This is a genomic window from Gordonia westfalica (assembly GCF_900105725.1).
Lineage (GTDB): Bacteria > Actinomycetota > Actinomycetes > Mycobacteriales > Mycobacteriaceae > Gordonia > Gordonia westfalica.
The window spans coordinates 1,392,588-1,409,448 of record NZ_FNLM01000034.1 but is presented as its reverse complement, the minus strand read 5'-3'; the positions used below and the strand labels follow the sequence as shown (position 1 = coordinate 1,409,448).

Below are 16,861 nucleotides of genomic sequence, written 5' to 3'. Positions count from 1 at the left end.
GCGTCAGGAGTTCGCGGCGCGGTGCAATGCCTGCGTCAGGTCGTCGATGGTCTCCGGTTGGAGACGCTGTCCGTCGAGGAAGAACGTGGGTGTGCCCTGGACGCCGAGGGCGAGGCCGTCGGCCACGTCGGCCCGGATTCGTTCCAGGGTTGCCGGACTGTGGTAGGCGGTGTCGAAGGCGGCCATGTCCAGACCGAGGTCGGCAGCGAATCCGCGGAACAGGTCGTCGGCGGGAACCTGCTGTTCACCCCACTGGCTCTGCGTGAGGAACATGCGCTGATACATCTGCCCGAAACGGCCCTGCTGTGCCGCCGCCTCGACGGCCCGGGCAGCGCGTTCGGCGTTGAAGTGTCCGGGCATGGGAAAGTACCGAACCACGAAGGTGATCTGGTCGCCGTAACGGCGCCGTAGATCCTCGATGACCGGGTAGACCGCACCACAAGCCTCGCACTCGAAGTCCAGGAACTCGACGAATTGCGCGCGTTCCGGTGAGGGAGAGGACAGGCGGTGGCTGTCCGGTCGTACCACGAGTTCGGAGATCCTGGCGGTGTCGACCGGGGCCGGTCCCGTGTCCCGGCCGTCGACCAGCACCGCGACACCGATGCCCACGATGACCGTCACTAGCAGCGCCCAGGCGATCTTGGTCGGTCTGCTCATGCGACCAACGTAGCCGCTATGTCGTCGGGGATCGGCATCGGCGTCATCAGGCCGGCGCCGACCCGTCCGGTGTTCCCCTCGGGGTAGCGGCCGGTCAGGGATCCCGGCGCGGCGACGACGATTCGCACCACCTGCCCGATCGCTTCGCGTCGATCATGTTGGCCGACAGCGAATCTGAACATTGCGACGTGGTTACAGGTGTGCAGCCACGGGTCTGGCTGAGACACGATGTGGGCGCGTTCGAGATGGCGCCACCGCTCGTCGGGTTTCGTGGTGGCCGCGGCTGCCGCCATCTCGGACCGGTACAGCGCTCTCGCAGAGTCATCGAGTCGAGCCATGAGTGTCCTTTTCGTTGCAGCACGAGCAGTTGTCGTCGGTGTGGTCGCTCCGGCCGATGGCACAGCATGCGTCTCCTCGCCACGCGTTCCGTCCTTCGCGGACCGCCACCGCCGCGATGACCAGAGCCGCAACCGGATCGGCCCACGACCACCCGAACAGGCTGTTGAGCGCCAACCCGGCCAGCAGCACGGCGGACAGATACGTGCAGAGCAGTGTTTGTTTCGAGTCGGCGACCGCGCTTGCCGAGCCGAGCTCCCGGCCGGTGCGACGTTCGGCCCACGACAGCGCCGGCATGATCACCAGACTGACCGCGGCCAGGGCGATCCCGATGGAGGAGTGTCGTGCCTGCTCGCCGAGGCCGAACAGCGAGCGAAGCGACTCGACGCCCACGTAGGCCGCGAGGGCGAAGAAGGAGAAGGCGATGACCCGGAGTGCGGCCTTCTCCCGCCGGGCGGGGTCACCGCCGGCGAACTGCCAGGCGACCGCGGCGGCCGAGGAGACCTCGATGACCGAATCGAGTCCGAAACCGATCAGCGCGCCGGATGAGACACGTGCGCCCTCGCCGATCGCGATCGCGGCCTCGACCACGTTGTAGGCGATGGTTGCCGCGACCAGCCATCGAATCCGACGATGCAGCAGTTCACGGCGGCCGGCGCTCATCGGCGGGTGTGCCGTCGACATCTCGGGACCGGAGACCATCAGCAGCACCCGGTGGTCGCGGATTCGTCGCAACAATCCGGGTCCACTGCCAACACGAGCCCCAGAAGATCGTCGAGCGCATGGCCGATGCGCGCGTCGGCGAGCTCGTATCGGGATCGTCGCCCTTCGGGCACCGCCACCACCAGACCGCATCCCCGTAGGCAGGCCAGGTGGTTGGACAGTGTCTGCCTCGATACCCCGATGGCGTCGGCCAGATCCGACGGGTACGCCCCGCCGTTCTTCAGTCGCAGCAGGACCTGCGTTCGTGTCGCGTCGGACAGGGCGTAGCCGAATCTCGTGAGCGCGTCACGCTGTGCGATTGCCACGGTATCCATCGGCGCAACGGTACACCGAATTCTGTATTCAGAAAATGGTGTACCCGGATGGCGTCAGTCGATTCAGCGCACCGATCGCCCGACGATCGGCGCCAGCGCCTCGTAGCCGCCGATCACGTCGGTCGCGCGATGCAGCCCGAGGTCCTGCAACGCCGCCGCCGCGAGGCTGGACGTATAGCCCTGCTGGCACAGGATGATCCACCGCACGTCATGGTCGACGGCCTGCGGGATGCGGGCATCGCTCGCCGGATCGCACCGCCATTCGAGGACATTGCGCTCGATCACGAGCGCACCCTCCGCCTCACCCTCCGCGGCGCGCTGGGCGGCCGGCCGGATGTCGACGAGGATCGCGCCGGACGCGAGTTCGGCGGGGACGGACGCGGCGTCGATCCGCTCGATCCGGTCGCGGGCCTCGGCGAGGACGTCGTCGATGGTGCGAGGAGCGGGTTTGTCGCTCATTCGGGTTCGTCGGTCAGGACCGTGCGGGTGCGACGCAGGTGGCCGGCGTCGGCGACCTCGTAATAGGACATCGCGGTCAGCGGCGGGGAGTAGGCGTGGACGCTCAGGGTCGGCCCGGCCACCTGGATCGTCGGGTTCTTCACGACGTCGTGCACCCACCCGAGGGGAAGGCGGCCTGGTCACCGGCATCGAGGACACGCACCGCCATATCGTCCCCCGTCCAGTGGTACTCCCGCAAGGATCCCGACAGGACGGTCAGCGCGCCGAGCGAGCCGGCGTGGTCGTGCAGTTCGGTTGCCTCGCCGGGAGTCCAGCTGATGAGCCACACGTCGAGATCGTCGTCGGCATGGAGACGCGTCGACCAGCGGTGCGTGGCGTCCCATTCGGCGGGCAGCAGGGCGTCGTGGCGGCCGTCGAGGACGTCGGCGACGCCCTGGTCGGTGATGCGCAGCAGATCGGCGGGTCGCAGGTGCGTCGGCAGATGGGTTCGGGGGCGCGGCGCGTCGGCGGCCACCCGTGTGCGTGCGATGGGCGTGACGTTCTGCGAGCGGAGGGCGGCGGATGTGGTGCGGGCAAGGGTCGAGGTCATGAGGAGATCCTTGAGGGGGAGTGGACGTGCGGGTCGGGACCGAGGATCAGCGACAGCACATACACATGGCCCGCGACGCCGGCTCGAGCCCCGACACAGCCCACAGGCTGGTGTGCGGGCGACCCACAGCGATCGGATTCACGACGACCATGCCGACGAGAATGCCCGACGGATCGGGGCTCGTCGAGAATTGTCGGCACGCTGGGCGAAATCCCACATCTTTAGTGTCCGGTGGGTTGAGGGTCGTCACACTGCCGTAACCCAGGAATTCGCGCGGTCCTGTGGTGGTGCCAATAGTCGGGACGGTAACCGATCCCGACTTGAGGCGGCACATGATGAATGCACCAGCTACGGCTATCACCGCACCACTCGCCGAGCGAGATAGCGGCCCAGATCCGGCGGGCGAAATGATTCCGAGGACGTGCGCAGACGCAGTGAACATATACGAAGCGTTTGCGTCCGGTTCACCGGTCATCGTCACCGCACGCGGCGATGCCGGATTCGAGGCGCATATGTGTTTCGCGGGCGAGTCGTTCGGAACAGACGCCGCCGCATTCTTGGTGCGTCATACATCGGGCTTCGTGCTCGCAACGGTCCCTGAAGAGGTGATGGTGCGAACCGGGCTGACGTTGATGACGCCCGGATTCGACCGGGACGGTGGTCGGTTCTGTGTTGCAGTTGACGCTTCGGCCGGCGTCACGACCGGCATCTCCGGGGCAGATCGTGCTCACACAATAGGTCTCCTCGCCGATCCTGAGGCACGTACAGATCATTTCGTGCGCCCGGGCCACGTGATCCCCATCGCGGTCGGCGGTGCTTTCAGCGCTGCGCGATGGTCGATCTACGACTCGATGTGGTCGATGAGCTTGTCCGCGGGATTGAACGGGGTCGTGGCCACAGCATCGGTCGTCAATGAGATGGAAGAACTCGACGAGGCGTTCGTGTCGGCTCTTGCGCGACGTCTCGGAATCAGGGTTGTCGACGTTCATGATCTCGGTGTGGAGCGTTGCAACCTCGCGTCGGTATCGACGGCGCTGGACTCATGAACAGTTCGGCACCCTCGTCCGAATCACGACAACGGAAGGTAACTACGATCGGAAGTGGCGTCACAAGCAACGGTTGTGCTCATACAAATTCTAATTCGGGAGGGTTGGCGGTCGAAACATCGGCGATACATTACGTACCCCTCCTGGAAACGCTGTCGGTGCTCGGGCAGTCCCAGAGCATCAGTCAGGCAGCCGAACGTCTCAACATGACCCAGCAGGCGGTGTCAGCTCGAATCAAACGTCTCGAGCGTTCGGTCGGCCAGCAGCTCGTGTCGCGAACCCGATTCGGGTCAGTGCTCACCCCAGCAGGCGTCACCCTAGCCGGAATGGCGGAGGAACTGCTCGGGGTAGTCGAGCGAATCGACACGACGATGGGGTCCTTACGCGGAGGCGACCACGCGGTCGTGCGCGTTGCGGCAAGCCTGACCGTCACCGAGTACCTCTTCCCGCGCTGGCTCGTCCAGCTTCGCGAACTGTTCGGAGACGCCGCGGCCGTTACCGCTGCGAACAGCTCCACGGTGTTCGAACTGGTCCGCGGCGGCGGGCACAACCTGGGTTTCGTGGAAACTCCTGATCTGCCGGGTGATCTGCGTAGCAGGAAGGTATCGCGAGATGAGCTTGTCCTGGTGGTTGCCCCCAGCCATCCATGGGCAGCAGGGCATCGGACCGGGGCAGACGCCGAAGGTGTCTCGCTGGCGCAGCTCGCCGCGACGCCGCTGGTGACGAGAGAGATCGGATCGGGAACGCGACTCAGCTACGAGCGCATGGTTCAGTCGAGGCTGCCCGGGACCGCGATTGCTCCTCCCGCACTGGAGCTCCCGACCAACGCGGCCGTCAAGACCGCGGTGATCGGCGGAACCGGTCCCGCTGTGCTCAGCGTGCTCATTGTCCGAGACGACATCGAGTCGGGCCGCATGCAGGTGATCCCGATCAAGAACACCCGGCTGATCCGCAACATCACGGCCGTGTGGTCGCCGCGCAACAACGCCCTCACGGAGCCTGCCCGTCACCTCCTCGAGGTCGCGGAACGACGAAGTTTCAGACGGTGATCTGACGCCGGTAACACATCCGCAACAACAGGATGTGTGCTGACCGGAGCACGTGCCCTACAAAAAGGGTGTGCCTCGGCCGTTTCCGAGATTTGGCTCCTCTCAACGGATCACGTATCGACCGGGCGCGCACCTGTTCGTCAGTGGCGACGCACTGGGTCCATACATCAACCAGGTGAACTCTTCGACAGTCGGGCATCGGAGCCCAGGCATCGACAAGTCACCACACGCACTATGGGAACGCTTATGACACTGTCACCCGAGCTTGGCTACTGCCTGCTCATCGGGCTCGGAGCATGCCTGTTGGCAATCGCGCTCGTTGTGAAGAAGCTTGTCCACGGCACAGGAGACTTCATCGTCGCCGGCCGTCGCGTCGGATTCGGCTTCGGAGTGGGATCGATCATCGCTGTCTGGACATGGTCCATGGCGGTGATGATGTCGTCGGCTCAAGCATTCAGCTTCGGAACCAGCGGCCTACTGTGGTTCGTCGTACCGAACGGACTCGCGGTCATGCTGATGATCCCGTTCGCAGTCCTCCTCCGCCGACGCATGCCGGAGGGTTACACCATCGTCGAGTTCATCCGGAAGCGCTTCGACAACCCGATGGTCGCGAGTCTGATGCTCGTCGTGATGGTCGCCATGATCATCTGCGAGATTCTCATCAACCTCTTCGGAATCGTCCTCGTCATGGACGTGGTGTTCGGACTGCCGGCCACCGCGGTTCTGATCGTCGCACTGATCGTCGTCACCGTGTACTCGTACTTCGGCGGTATCTGGACATCGGCCATCACCGGAGCGCTCTGCACCCTGGGGACGACCGTTCCCGCCGCGCTGGTCGTCCTGTACGTCCTCGGTAAGGCCGGCGGCGCAGACGCCGTGTTCAGCCGGGTCGGTGCTGCCGATCCGGAGAACCTCCAACCGTTCGCACCCGCCGCGGCGGTGAGCTTCGGTATCACCCTGGCACTCGGCTTGCTCGCTTCGACGATGGCCGACCAGACCTTCTGGCAGAAGGCTTGGTCGATGAAGCCGAAGACGATGGCACGCACCTTCCTGTGGGCCGGTCTGTGGTTCTATCCGATCCCGTTGACCCTCGGTCTGCTCGGCCTGGTGGGTATCTCCATGGGAGTCAGTGACGACGACCTCGGCGCCAACGGTGCCGGAGCGATCGGACCCTACGTGGTGACCCACATGGGTCTGCCCGTGATCATCATCGTGCTCTACGTGATGATCATTCTGCAGGCGTGCTACTCCACCGTCGACGGGGCATTCTCCGCACTGTCCTCGCTGGTGGCCACGGACATCGTCCGACGCCGCTGGCCGTCGATGTCGGACCGCAATCTCCTGAAGATCACCAAGGCAAGCATCGTCGCCGGCGGAATCATCGGCGGCGTGGTCGTTCTGGCGAGCAGTGACTACATCACCACGGTCAACACGATCTACTTCTTCAAGGCCGCATTGATCGTTCCACTGGGCGCCGCGATCTTCTGGCGTCGGATGAACGCATGGGCCTTCATCCTCGGCGTCCTCGTGTCGGCTGCGGTGGGCTTCTATGTCCGCGAGACCGTGAACGAATTGGCCGGCACTGCAACACTTATCGGTCTTTCGATTCTCATCGTCGTGGCCGTCAGCCTGATGACCAAGACGAACTACGACTTCAGCCGCCTCGACAAGGGTGGCGACCAACTTGCCGACGGCGACGAGTCGGAAGACCTCATCGCATCGAATTCTGCGGAGGCGCAGTCATGACACTCTTCTGGATTGCCGTACCCGTCGCGATCGTCATCGCGGTGCTCTACATTGCGCACATGGTCACCGAGTTTCGCCACCTGCGGTCGGGCGCGGACAGCGGTGTTGCTACCGAACCGGTGAGTGCAGTCGGATCATTCGCGGTCAAAGCCGTTGTGGGAGTGCTGGCTTCGACGAGCTTCCTCCTGCTCATCAGCTACACCAGCTGGGGTTGGTATCTCCTGCCGGTGTTGAGCATGGGCAGTGCCGTCGCGGTCATCGCGGCGTTCCGTCTCGACGCGAAATCCCATCCCGCCGAGCCGAAGCCGACCGAGACGACCGAAATCGTCACGGTCGAGCAGTAGGGGAGTGTCGACGCCGTCCCGTGGCGCACGCCTTCCGTCCATCCAAAATTGAGGAGCGACCAAGATGTCGAAGAAGATCCACCTGCTCGGGTTCATCCAGAACGGCGTCAACAGCCACGCGACCGGAATGTGGCGTCACCCGCGTGACAAGGTCAACTGGAAGTTCACGGACCCGGAGTACTGGGAGCACATGGCCCGTGTTATGGAGCGTGGCCTGTTCGACGGCGTGTTCATCGCTGATGAGCTCGCGCCCTACAACACGTATGAAGGCAGCTCGGACGCAACGGTGAAGTACGCCGTGCAATGCCCGACCCATGAACCCTCGACGATCGTCCCGATCATCACCGGAGCGACCGAGCACCTGGGCGTGGGCGTCACGCTGTCGACCGCATTCGAGCACCCGTACTCGATGTGCCGGCGCCTCTCGAGTCTCGACCACCTCTCGGGCGGACGCGTGGCCTGGAACGTGGTCTCGTCGTACTCGAAGAGCGAGTGGGACGCCTACGGCCAGGAAATGGCACCTCGAGGCGATCGCTATGACCGCCTCGAGGAGTACATGGAGGTGTGCTACAAGCTTTGGGACTCGTGGGAGCCCGACGCGATTATTGCCGACGCCGAGAGCGGCATCTACGCGGATCCGGACAAGGTCGCGGTCGTCGACCACAAGGGTGAGTACTACCAGTGCCGTGGCCGGCACTTCGTCGCGCCATCTCCCCAGGGGCGTCCGGTGCTGTGGCAGGCGGGCGGATCTCCGCGCGGTCGCGACTTCGCCGCCAAGCATGCCGAGGCGATCTTCGCGGTGCATCCGAACATCGAGCGTATGAAGGAATACACCTCCGACCTCGATTCCCGCGTGGTGACGTTCGACCGGGTGCCTGGTGATGTGAAGTACTTCTTCGGAGTCCAGACCGTAGTCGCCGAGACCCACGACGAAGCCGTCGCGAAGTACGAGCGCATCAGGTCGTGCATCCCCCTCGAGGGTGCGCTGGCCTGGATCTCGGGACACTTCGGTCTCGACTTCTCCACGATCGATCTCGAAGACTTCGTGCAGGACATCGAGGTGCCGGGCATCCAAGGTCTGTTCGAATCCATTCTGTATGCCAAGGGTGGCGAGCCCGTCACGGTTCGTGAGGCTGCGCAGATCTATGCGATGGGAATGGGCATGCCTGTCCTGGTGGGAACTCCGGCGGAGATCGCCGATCGGCTCGAGGCCTATGTCGACGAAGGCGGCGCAGACGGCTTCATGCTGATCGCGACCTACACGCCGGGTTGCTATGAGGAGTTCGTCGACATGGTTGTCCCCGAGCTCCAGCGGCGCGGGCGCTACCGCACCAAGTACACCGGAGCGACGCTCCGCGACCACCTCCTGGAGTCTTGACAGACACCGAAACCCTGACCGAACCGGCACCGAGCCCTCCGAGCCGTTCCGCCGGTCTCATGAACTTGCTGCGCGCAGCAGGATTCCTGGCGGTCGGGGTGTGCATCGGAACCTATCTCCACACCCAGATCAGCGTGTTCGGCACGCTGACCTGGTCTGTGGTGATCGGCATCGCGATGGCCAATCTCGGTCTGGTGCCGGAGAACCTCGGTGACAGTCTCGCGAAGGCGACGAAGGTGACGCTCCGATCCGGAGTCGCCTTGCTGGGGTTCTCGTTGCCCCTGCAGGCCGTCGCGAGTCTCGGTTGGGGAGTAGTCGCGACCGCAGTCCTCAGCACCATCATCACGTTCGTGACGATGGTGTGGCTGGGTAGGCGCCTGAACATCGCACCGTCAGGTTCCCTCCTCATTGCCGCCGGGACATCGATCTGTGGTGCCTCGGCGATCGCCGGAGTGCGTGATCAGGCCGACGCGGACGACAACGAGGCTGGTCTCGCGATCGGACTGATCACCCTGTTCGGAACCGCGGTCATGTTCGGCTGGCCGCTCCTGCATCCGGTGCTCGGGCTCGGTGACCGCAGCTTCGGCATCGTGGTCGGCTCGAGCACCCACGAGGTCGGCCAGGTGGTGGCGGCGGCGAGTACGGCCGGGTCGGTGGCCTTGGGGGTGGCAATCCTGGTGAAGCTCACCAGGGTCGTCCTCCTCGCGCCGATCGTCGCGACGGTCGGAGTGCTCCGCTGGAAGTGGCCGTCGGTGCTCGGCTTCGAGGAGTCACATGAGGCGGATCCTGACGGCACTCGCAAACGGCCACCACTGATCCCGCTGTTCGTGATCGCGTTCCTCGCCTTCGCGGGGGTTCGGTCGACCGGAGTGCTGCCCGCCGGTTTCCTCGACGTGGTCGAGACCTGGCAGACAGCGATACTCGCCGGCGCGATGTTCGGACTCGGTGCCGGGGTGAGTCTCCGGACATTGTTTCGATCCACCTGGCGTCCGGTGATTCTCACTTTCACCGGCACGGCGCTCATTTCGGGATTGTCCCTGCTCGGTGTCTTCGTTCTCGTTCGTTGACGCCCGTCGGGGTCGAGCGCGCCGGTGCCTCGCCCGCGCTCGACCCCGGTTTCCTCACTTCGCTCTCACAAGACAAGGAAGAACTGTGTCTCACGTCGATGACATTCCACGCCAGGCAACGCCCGATGTATTCGGCGACTCTGCCAGCGTGATGGCTTCTGTCCGTTCATATTCCATCGAGATCATGACAGCGTTCAGCGCTTTTCCGGCAGCCGTGGGCGCGCTCTGCGCGGTGGTCGACGGTGAGCCGCGGGGGCTGGTGGCAACGTCGTTGGCGGTGGGGGTGTCCTACGCGCCGCCGATGGTCTCGTTCTCGGTCCGCAACGAGTCCACGACATGGCCGATCCTCAGCCGGGCCGATCGCATCGGGATCTCCGTTCTCACCGAGGATCAGGGGGCCGTCTGTCGGAAGCTCGCCGGCCAAGACGGCGACCGTTTCTCGGACGTGCGGACGACCGTCACCCCGAGCGGTGCGCTTTTCGTCGACGACGCGTCCACGTGGATGGAGTGTGCAATCGCCGGGGCTGCACCAGTCGGAGATCACACGATCGTCACCTTCGAGGTCCTGTCGGTCGGACATGAACGGGCGGCGTCGCCGCTGATCTTCCGGAACAACGGATTTCTCCGACTCAGGTAGTCGCGAACTATTCGGAGGCGCCACGACCGGCGCTCGGGTATACGTGAGCAATGCCGAGCACGGTCATCGAAGTACGCACCGAACATCCCGACCTCGTGGAGGAAGGTCTCATCGAGGCCGTCCACTCCGCGCTGGTCACCGCGTTCCGTATCCCGGAAGAGGACAAGCACGTCCGCCTGGTGGTCCACGAGCCGCGGCGGTTCGCGGTGCCACCGACCCTCGCCGAACCGGAGAAGTACACGGTCGTGACGGTGGACTGCTTCGCCGGACGCAGCGTCGACGCGAAACGGCGGTTGTACGCCGAGGTGGTTGGTCGCATCGCCGAGTTCGGGATTCCGCGCGACCACGTGACCGTCATCGTCCGGGATCTGCCCACCGAGAGCTGGGGCGTCCGGGGCGGGCAGGCGGCCTGCGACGTCGACCTCGGATTCGATGTGACCGTATGACCCGTCTGTGATGTGATCCTCGTTACAACCGGGGCTTTTGTTCGCCCTGGAGCCGGGGGTGATTTCGTCGTGGGCACCACCGGGGCGGATACTCTGGGGTGCGATTCGACCAGCCCTCGGATCGCGCCGGCGCCGACGCCGGAGGGGTGCTCGTCGCCGAGCTTCTCACCGTGTCGGCCCGACAACGATCTTCCCTAGCGAAGGAGTGAGTGGTGACCTACATCATCGCGGAGCCTTGCGTCGACGTCCTGGACAAGGCTTGCGTGGAGGAATGCCCCGTCGACTGCATCTACGAGGGTGGACGCATGCTCTACATCCAGCCGGATGAGTGCGTCGACTGTGGTGCGTGCGAGCCGGTGTGCCCGGTCGAGGCGATCTTCTACGAGGACGATGTCCCGGATGAGTGGGAGCCCTACGTCAGCGCCAACGCCGACTTCTTCGACGACCTCGGCTCGCCCGGCGGAGCCAGCAAGGTCGGCAAGACCGACGCCGACCCGGCTTTCATCAAGGGCCTGCCGCCCATGAACGAAGAAGACTGAGGATCCACTTCTTCGACGTAGACCGCCCGGACGGATAGGACTGGCCGCAGTGAGCACACCCACCTCCCGCGCAGCAGCGCCGCTCCGCGTGTCGGCGACGCGCGTGAGCGGTCGGCTTCCCGACTTCCCGTGGGACACCATCGCGGGTGCGAAGGCCACGGCGCAGTCGCATCCCGACGGGATCGTCGATCTGTCCGTGGGCACGCCGGTGGACCCGGTGCCGGAGCTCATCCGTGAAGCACTGGCCGCCGCCTCCGGGTTCCCGGGGTACCCGACGACCGTCGGCACCACCGAGCTCCGCGAGGCCGCCGCCGAGTCGTTGATCCGCCGCCACGGCGTCACCGATCTCGACCAGTCGGGCGTCCTCCCGGTCATCGGCACCAAGGAGGCCATCGCCGGTCTGGCGTCGACCTTCGGCCTGGGCCCGGGCGACGATGTGGTGATCCCCGAGGTCGCCTACCCGACCTACGAGGTGAGTGCCCTGCTGGCCGGTGCCCGCGCCGTGCGCGCGGACTCGACCGTCGCACTGGGGCCGACGAACCCGGCACTCATGTTCATCAACTCGCCGTCGAACCCGACCGGCAAGATCCTCGGCGTCGACCATCTGCGCAAGGTCGTCGGGTGGGCGCGCGAACGCGGCACCGTCGTGGTGTCCGACGAGTGCTACCTCGGACTGAGCTGGGAGGGCGAGCCGCTCTCCATCCTCGACCCGCGGGTCTGCGACGGTGACCACACCGGCCTGATCGCCGTCCACTCGCTGTCGAAGATCTCCAACCTCGCGTCGTACCGTGCGGGCTTCTTCGCCGGCGACCCGGAGCTCATCGCCGAACTCCTCGCGGTGCGCAAGCACGCCGGTCTCATGCTGCCGTTCCCGATCCAGGCGGCCATGACCGCTGCCCTGCGCGACGACGCCCACGCCATCGAGCAGCGGGAGCGTTACGCAGCGCGACGCCGCACCCTGCTCGCCGCGGTCGAGGCGGCCGGCTTCCGTGTCGACCACTCCGAGGCGGGCCTGTACCTGTGGCTCACCCGCGACGAGCCGTGCCGCGACACCGTCGCCTGGCTCGCCGAACGCGGAATCCTATGCGCCCCCGGCGATTTCTACGGTCCGGCAGGGGAGAAGCATGTCCGCATGGCACTCACCGGCACGGACGAGCGCATCGCGGCGGCGGCCGCGCGACTCACCGCATAAACCCACCCTTTTTGGGCAAACCCGCCACCCGTCAGGGTGCTGGGTTTGCCGAAAAAGGGTGGGTTTGCGGCGACGTCAGTTGTGCTTGTGCAGCGCCTCGTTGAGCGCGATGCCGTCACCCTTCCACGGCACGACCTCGACCGCGCCGGTCAGGCTGTTGCGACGGAACAGCAGGTTCGACTGACCCGACAGGTCGCGCGCCTTGATCTGCGTGCCGTCCGGACCGGTCACCTTGGTGCCGGCGGTGACATACAGGCCGGCCTCGATGACGCAGTCGTCGCCGAGCGGGATGCCGCAGCCGGAATTCGCGCCGAGCAGGCAGCGCTTGCCGAGCGAGATGATCTCCTTGCCGCCACCGGAGAGCGTGCCCATCGTCGACGCGCCGCCGCCGATGTCGGAACCGTCGCCGACGACCACGCCCGCCGAGATGCGACCCTCGACCATCGACGACCCGAGGGTGCCGGCGTTGAAGTTCACGAAGCCCTCGTGCATCACGGTGGTGCCGGCGGCGAGGTGCGCGCCGAGGCGGATGCGGTCGGCGTCACCGATGCGGACACCGCCGGGGACGACGTAGTCGACCATGCGCGGGAACTTGTCGATCGAGTAGACGGTCACCGGACCGCGGGCGCGCAGCTTGGCGCGCACCGTCTCGAAGTCCTCGATCGCGCACGGACCGTGGTTGGTCCAGACGACGTTGGTGAGCATCCCGAAGATGCCCTCGAGGTTGGCGCCGTGCGGCTCGATGAGCCGGTGGGAGAGCAGGTGGAGTCGGAGGTAGACGTCGTAGGCGTCGACCGGGGCGGCGGTCAGATCGGCGATGCCGGTCCGGACCGCGACGGTCTTGACCCCGCGGGCCTCGTCGACACCCACCAGGTCGCGCAGTTCCGCCGGCGTCGACTCCTCGTCGAGGACGACGGTCTCGGCGGTCTCGACGCCGTCGAGTTCGGGTGCGGGGAACCAGACGTCGAGCACGACTCCCGGAGTCGACCCCCCGTCGATCACGGTTGCGATGCCAGTTGCGTGTGCGCCAGTAGTTGTCACGACACCCGAGTCTAGGTGATCGGCCCTAGTGATCGGCGCCGCGCCTCCCGCCGGCCCGAGATCGGGACACACGGTGCTCACCCGTCATCCGAATGGCTCAAAGACCTGGTCGGAGGGTCCTCGCGGCTCGTATCGTCGCAGCCATGACCGGCTACGACCGACCTTCCCCGCCCGCCCCGCGGCGCCGCCGCCGTTGGCCCTGGGTGCTCGGTGGTGTCGGGTTCGTGGTCGTTCTCGGTGTCGCGGTCGCCGCGGTGATCTTCCAGCCGTGGCTGATCTTCGTCGACACCGAGGTCGACGACGAGATCCCCGTCGCCGTGACGCCGTCGACCTCTCAGGTCGGACAACCGCCGCAGGCCGCGCCCATCGTCCTGTCGGAGGGGCGGCTCATCAGCCATGAGCATTCGACCTCCGGCACCGTGTCGATCATCGAGAAGCCGGACGGGTCAAGGGTTCTCGCGATCGAGAATCTCGACACGACGACCGGACCCGACGTCCACGTCTGGTTGTCGCAGGCCGAGGTGGTCGAAGGGTTCGGCGGCTGGCGGACCGCCGCCGACCCGCCGCACGTCGACCTCGGGATGATCAAAGGCAACAAGGGCAACCAGGTCTACGAGATCCCCGCCGACGTCGACCTCGATGCCTATCCCGCGGTGTTCCTGTGGTGCGTGAAGTTCAGCGTTTCCTTCGGTGCTGCGGAACTGACCGCACCGCCCGCCTGACCCATGCCGGTTGAGCTTGTCGAAACCCCGCTACCGTTGGGTCCGTGAGCACCGCACTCGACCTCGCCGCCGAACCCGTCGAACTGACCGCCGCCCTCGTCGACATCGAGAGCGAATCGCGCAACGAGTCGGCCATCGCCGACGCGGTGGAAGCGGCACTGCGAGAGCAGACGACGGGCTTCGAGATCCTCCGGCACGGCAACCGGGTACTCGCCCGCACCAACCGGGGCAAGGCGCAGCGCGTCATCCTCGCCGGTCATCTCGACACCGTGCCCGTCGCCGGCAACCTGCCGTCGCGCCGGGAGACGCATCCCGAGGAGGGCGACGTCCTGCACGGGTGCGGCACCGTCGACATGAAGTCCGGGGATGCGGTGTTCCTCCATCTCGCCGCGACACTCGAGGATCCCGCACACGACCTGACGCTGATCTTCTACGACTGTGAGGAGATCGCGGCCGAGTTCAACGGCCTCAACGACATCGAGCGGGAGCTGCCCGAGTGGCTCGCCGGTGACGTCGCGATCCTCGGCGAACCCACCGCCGGTCTCATCGAGGCGGGATGCCAAGGAACCCTGCGGGTTCGGGTGTCCACGTCGGGTACGCGGTCGCACTCGGCCCGATCGTGGATGGGTGACAACGCGATCCACAAACTCGGGGGAGTCCTGACGACGCTGGCCGCTTACGAGCCGCGCCGGGTCGACATCGACGGTTGCGAGTACCGCGAGGGACTCTCGGCGGTCGGACTCGGCGGCGGCGTCGCCGGCAACGTGATCCCCGACGCCGCGCACGTCGACGTCAACTTCCGCTTCGCCCCCGACCGATCCGTCGATCAGGCCCTCGACCACGTCCGTGAGGTCTTCGCCGCCGATCTCGCCGACGGCACCGTCACCCTCGAGGTCACCGACGCCGCTGCCGGTGCGCTGCCCGGCCTGGCCCACCCGGCGGCGGCCGCCCTGGTCGAGGCCGCGCAGGGGCGGTTCCGCGCCAAGTACGGCTGGACCGACGTCTCGCGGTTCTCCGCGCTCGGCATCCCCGCGGTCAACCTCGGCCCCGGCGACCCGAACCTCGCGCACCGCCGGGACGAACGCGTCCCGGTCGAACAGATCCGCACCGTCACCGAACTGCTGCGCGCCTACCTGTCCTGAGCCGGCCGACGGCAGCCGGGAGTGGCGTCGCACGCTGCTAGCGTGAGCCGCATGTCGACCGATCCGGAACCTGCCGCCGATCCCGCCGCTGACGACGTCTGCTACGTCGGACCCATCCGCATGCGCCCGGAGCAGCGCGGCAAGACCACGGACCGGCGGCTTCTCGAATGGGTCGACCCGCGCGATGCGGATCGTCGCGCCGAGCGCACGATGCGCGACTCGTGGCGGGTGCTGCGCATCCAGTCGGAGTTCGTCGCCGGCTTCGACGCGATGAGCGAGGTCGCCGAGGCGGTGACGGTCTTCGGTTCGGCACGCCTCGCCCCGGACTCGCCGGAGTACGCACTCGGCGTCCGTGTGGGTCGTGCGCTCGGCGAGGCCGGCTACGCGGTGATCACGGGCGGCGGGCCCGGCGCGATGCAGGCGGCCAACCAGGGCGCGCACGAGGCGGGTGCCCAGTCCATCGGCCTCAACATCGAGCTGCCCTTCGAGCAGGGACTCAACCCGTGGGTCGACCTCGGGATGAACTTCCGCTACTTCTTCGTCCGCAAGACCATGTTCGTGAAGTACGCGCAGGCCTTCGTCTGCCTGCCCGGCGGCATGGGCACGCTCGACGAGCTGTTCGAGGCCCTCACCCTGGTGCAGACCAAGAAGGTGGTGCGTTTCCCGATCGTCCTGGTGGGCAGCGATTTCTGGGGCGGTCTGCTCGACTGGATGCGCGACGTCCTGGCCGCGCGCGGGATGATCTCGCCCGAGGACCTGGACCTGCTGACCGTCGTCGACGATCCCGACGACGTCGTCGCGGCCATCGAGGCGGCGGCGCCGACACGGCCCGGCGCGAACCCGCCGGGTGTCGATGGCACGATTGCCCGGTGAGTGCCATCTGTGTCTACTGTGCGTCCGGTCCCGTCGAGCAACGCTTCCTCGACCTCGCCTCCGAGGTGGGGGCGGCCCTCGCGCGTGCGGGCCACACCGTCGTGTCCGGCGGCGGCAACGTCTCGATGATGGGCGCGCTGGTCACCGCGGCGCGTGCGGAGGGCGGCAACACGATCGGCATCATCCCCAAGTCGCTGATCGAACGGGAGGTCGCCGACCTCGGGTCGGACGAACTGGTCATCACCGAGACCATGCGCGAGCGCAAGCGCCTCATGGATGAGCGGGCCGACGGTTTCATCACGCTCCCAGGGGGTATCGGAACACTCGAGGAGCTGTTCGAGACCTGGACCGGCGGCTACCTCGGCATGCACGACAAGCCGGTGGTTCTGCTCGATCCTTTCGATTTCTACGCGCCGCTCCTCAACTGGCTGCGAGAGTTGTCGACAACCGGATTCGTCTCCCAGCGATCGCTGGACCGGCTGCTGGTCACGGCGTCGGTCGACGAGGCGATCGAGTTGGCGACACAGCGGTAGAACTTTCCTACCGGCCGGTAAGGTAGCG

20 protein-coding genes and 1 pseudogene are annotated in these 16,861 nt (G+C 66.2%); 14 read left to right on the top strand and 7 right to left on the bottom strand.

Annotation, left to right across the window (positions count from 1 at the left end; translation table 11 throughout):
- Nucleotides 1-3 precede the first annotated feature (3 nt).
- The 6 genes and pseudogenes from BLU62_RS11865 to BLU62_RS11840 form a co-directional block, all read right to left on the bottom strand.
- Nucleotides 4-657, bottom strand: coding sequence for a DsbA family protein (locus BLU62_RS11865; protein WP_074849800.1), 654 nt, complete (start codon nucleotides 655-657; stop codon nucleotides 4-6).
- Complete coding sequence (locus BLU62_RS11860; RefSeq protein WP_074849799.1) at nucleotides 654-995, bottom strand: DUF3703 domain-containing protein; 342 nt, start codon at nucleotides 993-995, stop codon at nucleotides 654-656. The genes BLU62_RS11865 and BLU62_RS11860 overlap by 4 nt, the downstream gene beginning before the upstream one ends.
- Complete coding sequence (locus tag BLU62_RS11855) at nucleotides 979-1,695, bottom strand: cation efflux transmembrane domain-containing protein (RefSeq protein ID WP_074852856.1); 717 nt, start codon at nucleotides 1,693-1,695, stop codon at nucleotides 979-981. Before BLU62_RS11855 ends, BLU62_RS11860 begins: the two co-directional genes overlap by 17 nt.
- Nucleotides 1,695-2,030 (bottom strand): ArsR/SmtB family transcription factor, encoded by a 336-nt coding sequence (locus BLU62_RS11850; protein WP_074849798.1) that lies wholly within the window; start codon nucleotides 2,028-2,030, stop codon nucleotides 1,695-1,697. Before BLU62_RS11850 ends, BLU62_RS11855 begins: the two co-directional genes overlap by 1 nt.
- Nucleotides 2,031-2,093: 63 nt before the next feature.
- The gene (locus BLU62_RS11845; protein ID WP_074849796.1) at nucleotides 2,094-2,489 is read right to left on the bottom strand and encodes a rhodanese-like domain-containing protein; all 396 of its coding nucleotides are present in this window, start codon (nucleotides 2,487-2,489) and stop codon (nucleotides 2,094-2,096) included.
- Nucleotides 2,486-3,078 (bottom strand): annotated as a pseudogene (locus BLU62_RS11840) (cysteine dioxygenase). Before BLU62_RS11840 ends, BLU62_RS11845 begins: the two are co-directional and overlap by 4 nt.
- 332 nt (nucleotides 3,079-3,410) lie before the next feature.
- Here BLU62_RS11840 and BLU62_RS11835 point away from each other — a divergent pair.
- The 10 genes from BLU62_RS11835 (at nucleotide 3,411) to dapC (ending at nucleotide 12,522) form a co-directional block, all read left to right on the top strand.
- A complete protein-coding gene (locus BLU62_RS11835) occupies nucleotides 3,411-4,124 on the top strand; it encodes a 3,4-dihydroxy-2-butanone-4-phosphate synthase (protein ID WP_084811781.1) in 714 nt (237 codons plus the stop codon).
- A gap of 104 nt (nucleotides 4,125-4,228) precedes the next feature.
- Nucleotides 4,229-5,173 (top strand): LysR family transcriptional regulator, encoded by a 945-nt coding sequence (locus BLU62_RS11830; RefSeq protein WP_425284553.1) that lies wholly within the window; start codon nucleotides 4,229-4,231, stop codon nucleotides 5,171-5,173.
- A 246-nt stretch (nucleotides 5,174-5,419) separates the two neighbouring features.
- Nucleotides 5,420-6,919 (top strand): sodium:solute symporter family protein, encoded by a 1,500-nt coding sequence (locus BLU62_RS11825; protein ID WP_244278139.1) that lies wholly within the window; start codon nucleotides 5,420-5,422, stop codon nucleotides 6,917-6,919.
- A complete protein-coding gene (locus BLU62_RS11820; protein ID WP_074849790.1) occupies nucleotides 6,916-7,263 on the top strand; it encodes a hypothetical protein in 348 nt (115 codons plus the stop codon). Before BLU62_RS11825 ends, BLU62_RS11820 begins: the two co-directional genes overlap by 4 nt.
- Nucleotides 7,264-7,327: 64 nt before the next feature.
- Entirely contained in the window at nucleotides 7,328-8,641 is a 1,314-nt protein-coding gene (locus BLU62_RS11815; RefSeq protein ID WP_074849788.1) for an LLM class flavin-dependent oxidoreductase, read from the top strand.
- Complete coding sequence (locus tag BLU62_RS11810) at nucleotides 8,638-9,708, top strand: YeiH family protein (RefSeq protein ID WP_084811780.1); 1,071 nt, start codon at nucleotides 8,638-8,640, stop codon at nucleotides 9,706-9,708. Before BLU62_RS11815 ends, BLU62_RS11810 begins: the two co-directional genes overlap by 4 nt.
- Nucleotides 9,709-9,892: 184 nt before the next feature.
- Entirely contained in the window at nucleotides 9,893-10,345 is a 453-nt protein-coding gene (locus tag BLU62_RS11805; protein ID WP_244278137.1) for a flavin reductase family protein, read from the top strand.
- A gap of 50 nt (nucleotides 10,346-10,395) precedes the next feature.
- Nucleotides 10,396-10,791 (top strand): tautomerase family protein, encoded by a 396-nt coding sequence (locus BLU62_RS11800; protein WP_074849784.1) that lies wholly within the window; start codon nucleotides 10,396-10,398, stop codon nucleotides 10,789-10,791.
- A gap of 209 nt (nucleotides 10,792-11,000) precedes the next feature.
- Nucleotides 11,001-11,330, top strand: a complete 330-nt coding sequence (gene fdxA / locus BLU62_RS11795; RefSeq protein WP_004019217.1) for a ferredoxin — start codon at nucleotides 11,001-11,003, stop codon at nucleotides 11,328-11,330.
- Nucleotides 11,331-11,379: 49 nt separating this feature from the next.
- Nucleotides 11,380-12,522 (top strand): succinyldiaminopimelate transaminase, encoded by a 1,143-nt coding sequence (gene dapC / locus BLU62_RS11790; RefSeq protein WP_074849782.1) that lies wholly within the window; start codon nucleotides 11,380-11,382, stop codon nucleotides 12,520-12,522.
- Nucleotides 12,523-12,597: 75 nt separating this feature from the next.
- Here dapC and dapD read toward each other — a convergent pair whose 3' ends face one another.
- On the bottom strand, nucleotides 12,598-13,563 hold the full coding sequence (gene dapD, locus BLU62_RS11785; RefSeq protein ID WP_074849780.1) for a 2,3,4,5-tetrahydropyridine-2,6-dicarboxylate N-succinyltransferase: 966 nt from the start codon (nucleotides 13,561-13,563) through the stop codon (nucleotides 12,598-12,600).
- A 203-nt stretch (nucleotides 13,564-13,766) separates the two neighbouring features.
- Here dapD and BLU62_RS11780 point away from each other — a divergent pair, with 203 nt between their 5' ends.
- From BLU62_RS11780 to BLU62_RS11765, 4 genes are read left to right on the top strand one after another with little or no spacing between them, the layout of a single operon-like run.
- Nucleotides 13,767-14,285 carry a DM13 domain-containing protein gene (locus BLU62_RS11780; protein WP_074849778.1) on the top strand — a complete coding sequence of 173 codons (519 nt, stop codon included), beginning with the start codon at nucleotides 13,767-13,769 and terminating at the stop codon, nucleotides 14,283-14,285.
- Between the two features lie 44 nt (nucleotides 14,286-14,329).
- Nucleotides 14,330-15,427 (top strand): succinyl-diaminopimelate desuccinylase, encoded by a 1,098-nt coding sequence (gene dapE / locus BLU62_RS11775; RefSeq protein WP_074849776.1) that lies wholly within the window; start codon nucleotides 14,330-14,332, stop codon nucleotides 15,425-15,427.
- Nucleotides 15,428-15,478: 51 nt separating this feature from the next.
- Nucleotides 15,479-16,300, top strand: coding sequence for an LOG family protein (locus BLU62_RS11770; RefSeq protein ID WP_074852853.1), 822 nt, complete (start codon nucleotides 15,479-15,481; stop codon nucleotides 16,298-16,300).
- The gene (locus tag BLU62_RS11765) at nucleotides 16,297-16,833 is read left to right on the top strand and encodes an LOG family protein (protein ID WP_074849774.1); all 537 of its coding nucleotides are present in this window, start codon (nucleotides 16,297-16,299) and stop codon (nucleotides 16,831-16,833) included. The genes BLU62_RS11770 and BLU62_RS11765 overlap by 4 nt, the downstream gene beginning before the upstream one ends.
- Nucleotides 16,834-16,861 lie beyond the last annotated feature (28 nt).

Coding starts and splice junctions, on each gene's coding strand:
- BLU62_RS11815 (WP_074849788.1), top strand. CDS start 7,328: ATGTCGAAGAAGATCCACCTGCTCGGGTTCATCCAGAACGGCGTCAAC.
- BLU62_RS11850 (WP_074849798.1), bottom strand. CDS start 2,030: ATGGATACCGTGGCAATCGCACAGCGTGACGCGCTCACGAGATTCGGC.
- BLU62_RS11770 (WP_074852853.1), top strand. CDS start 15,479: ATGTCGACCGATCCGGAACCTGCCGCCGATCCCGCCGCTGACGACGTC.
- BLU62_RS11845 (WP_074849796.1), bottom strand. CDS start 2,489: ATGAGCGACAAACCCGCTCCTCGCACCATCGACGACGTCCTCGCCGAG.
- BLU62_RS11835 (WP_084811781.1), top strand. CDS start 3,411: ATGATGAATGCACCAGCTACGGCTATCACCGCACCACTCGCCGAGCGA.
- BLU62_RS11855 (WP_074852856.1), bottom strand. CDS start 1,695: ATGGTCTCCGGTCCCGAGATGTCGACGGCACACCCGCCGATGAGCGCC.
- BLU62_RS11860 (WP_074849799.1), bottom strand. CDS start 995: ATGGCTCGACTCGATGACTCTGCGAGAGCGCTGTACCGGTCCGAGATG.
- BLU62_RS11820 (WP_074849790.1), top strand. CDS start 6,916: ATGACACTCTTCTGGATTGCCGTACCCGTCGCGATCGTCATCGCGGTG.
- BLU62_RS11825 (WP_244278139.1), top strand. CDS start 5,420: ATGACACTGTCACCCGAGCTTGGCTACTGCCTGCTCATCGGGCTCGGA.
- BLU62_RS11865 (WP_074849800.1), bottom strand. CDS start 657: ATGAGCAGACCGACCAAGATCGCCTGGGCGCTGCTAGTGACGGTCATC.
- BLU62_RS11800 (WP_074849784.1), top strand. CDS start 10,396: ATGCCGAGCACGGTCATCGAAGTACGCACCGAACATCCCGACCTCGTG.
- BLU62_RS11805 (WP_244278137.1), top strand. CDS start 9,893: ATGACAGCGTTCAGCGCTTTTCCGGCAGCCGTGGGCGCGCTCTGCGCG.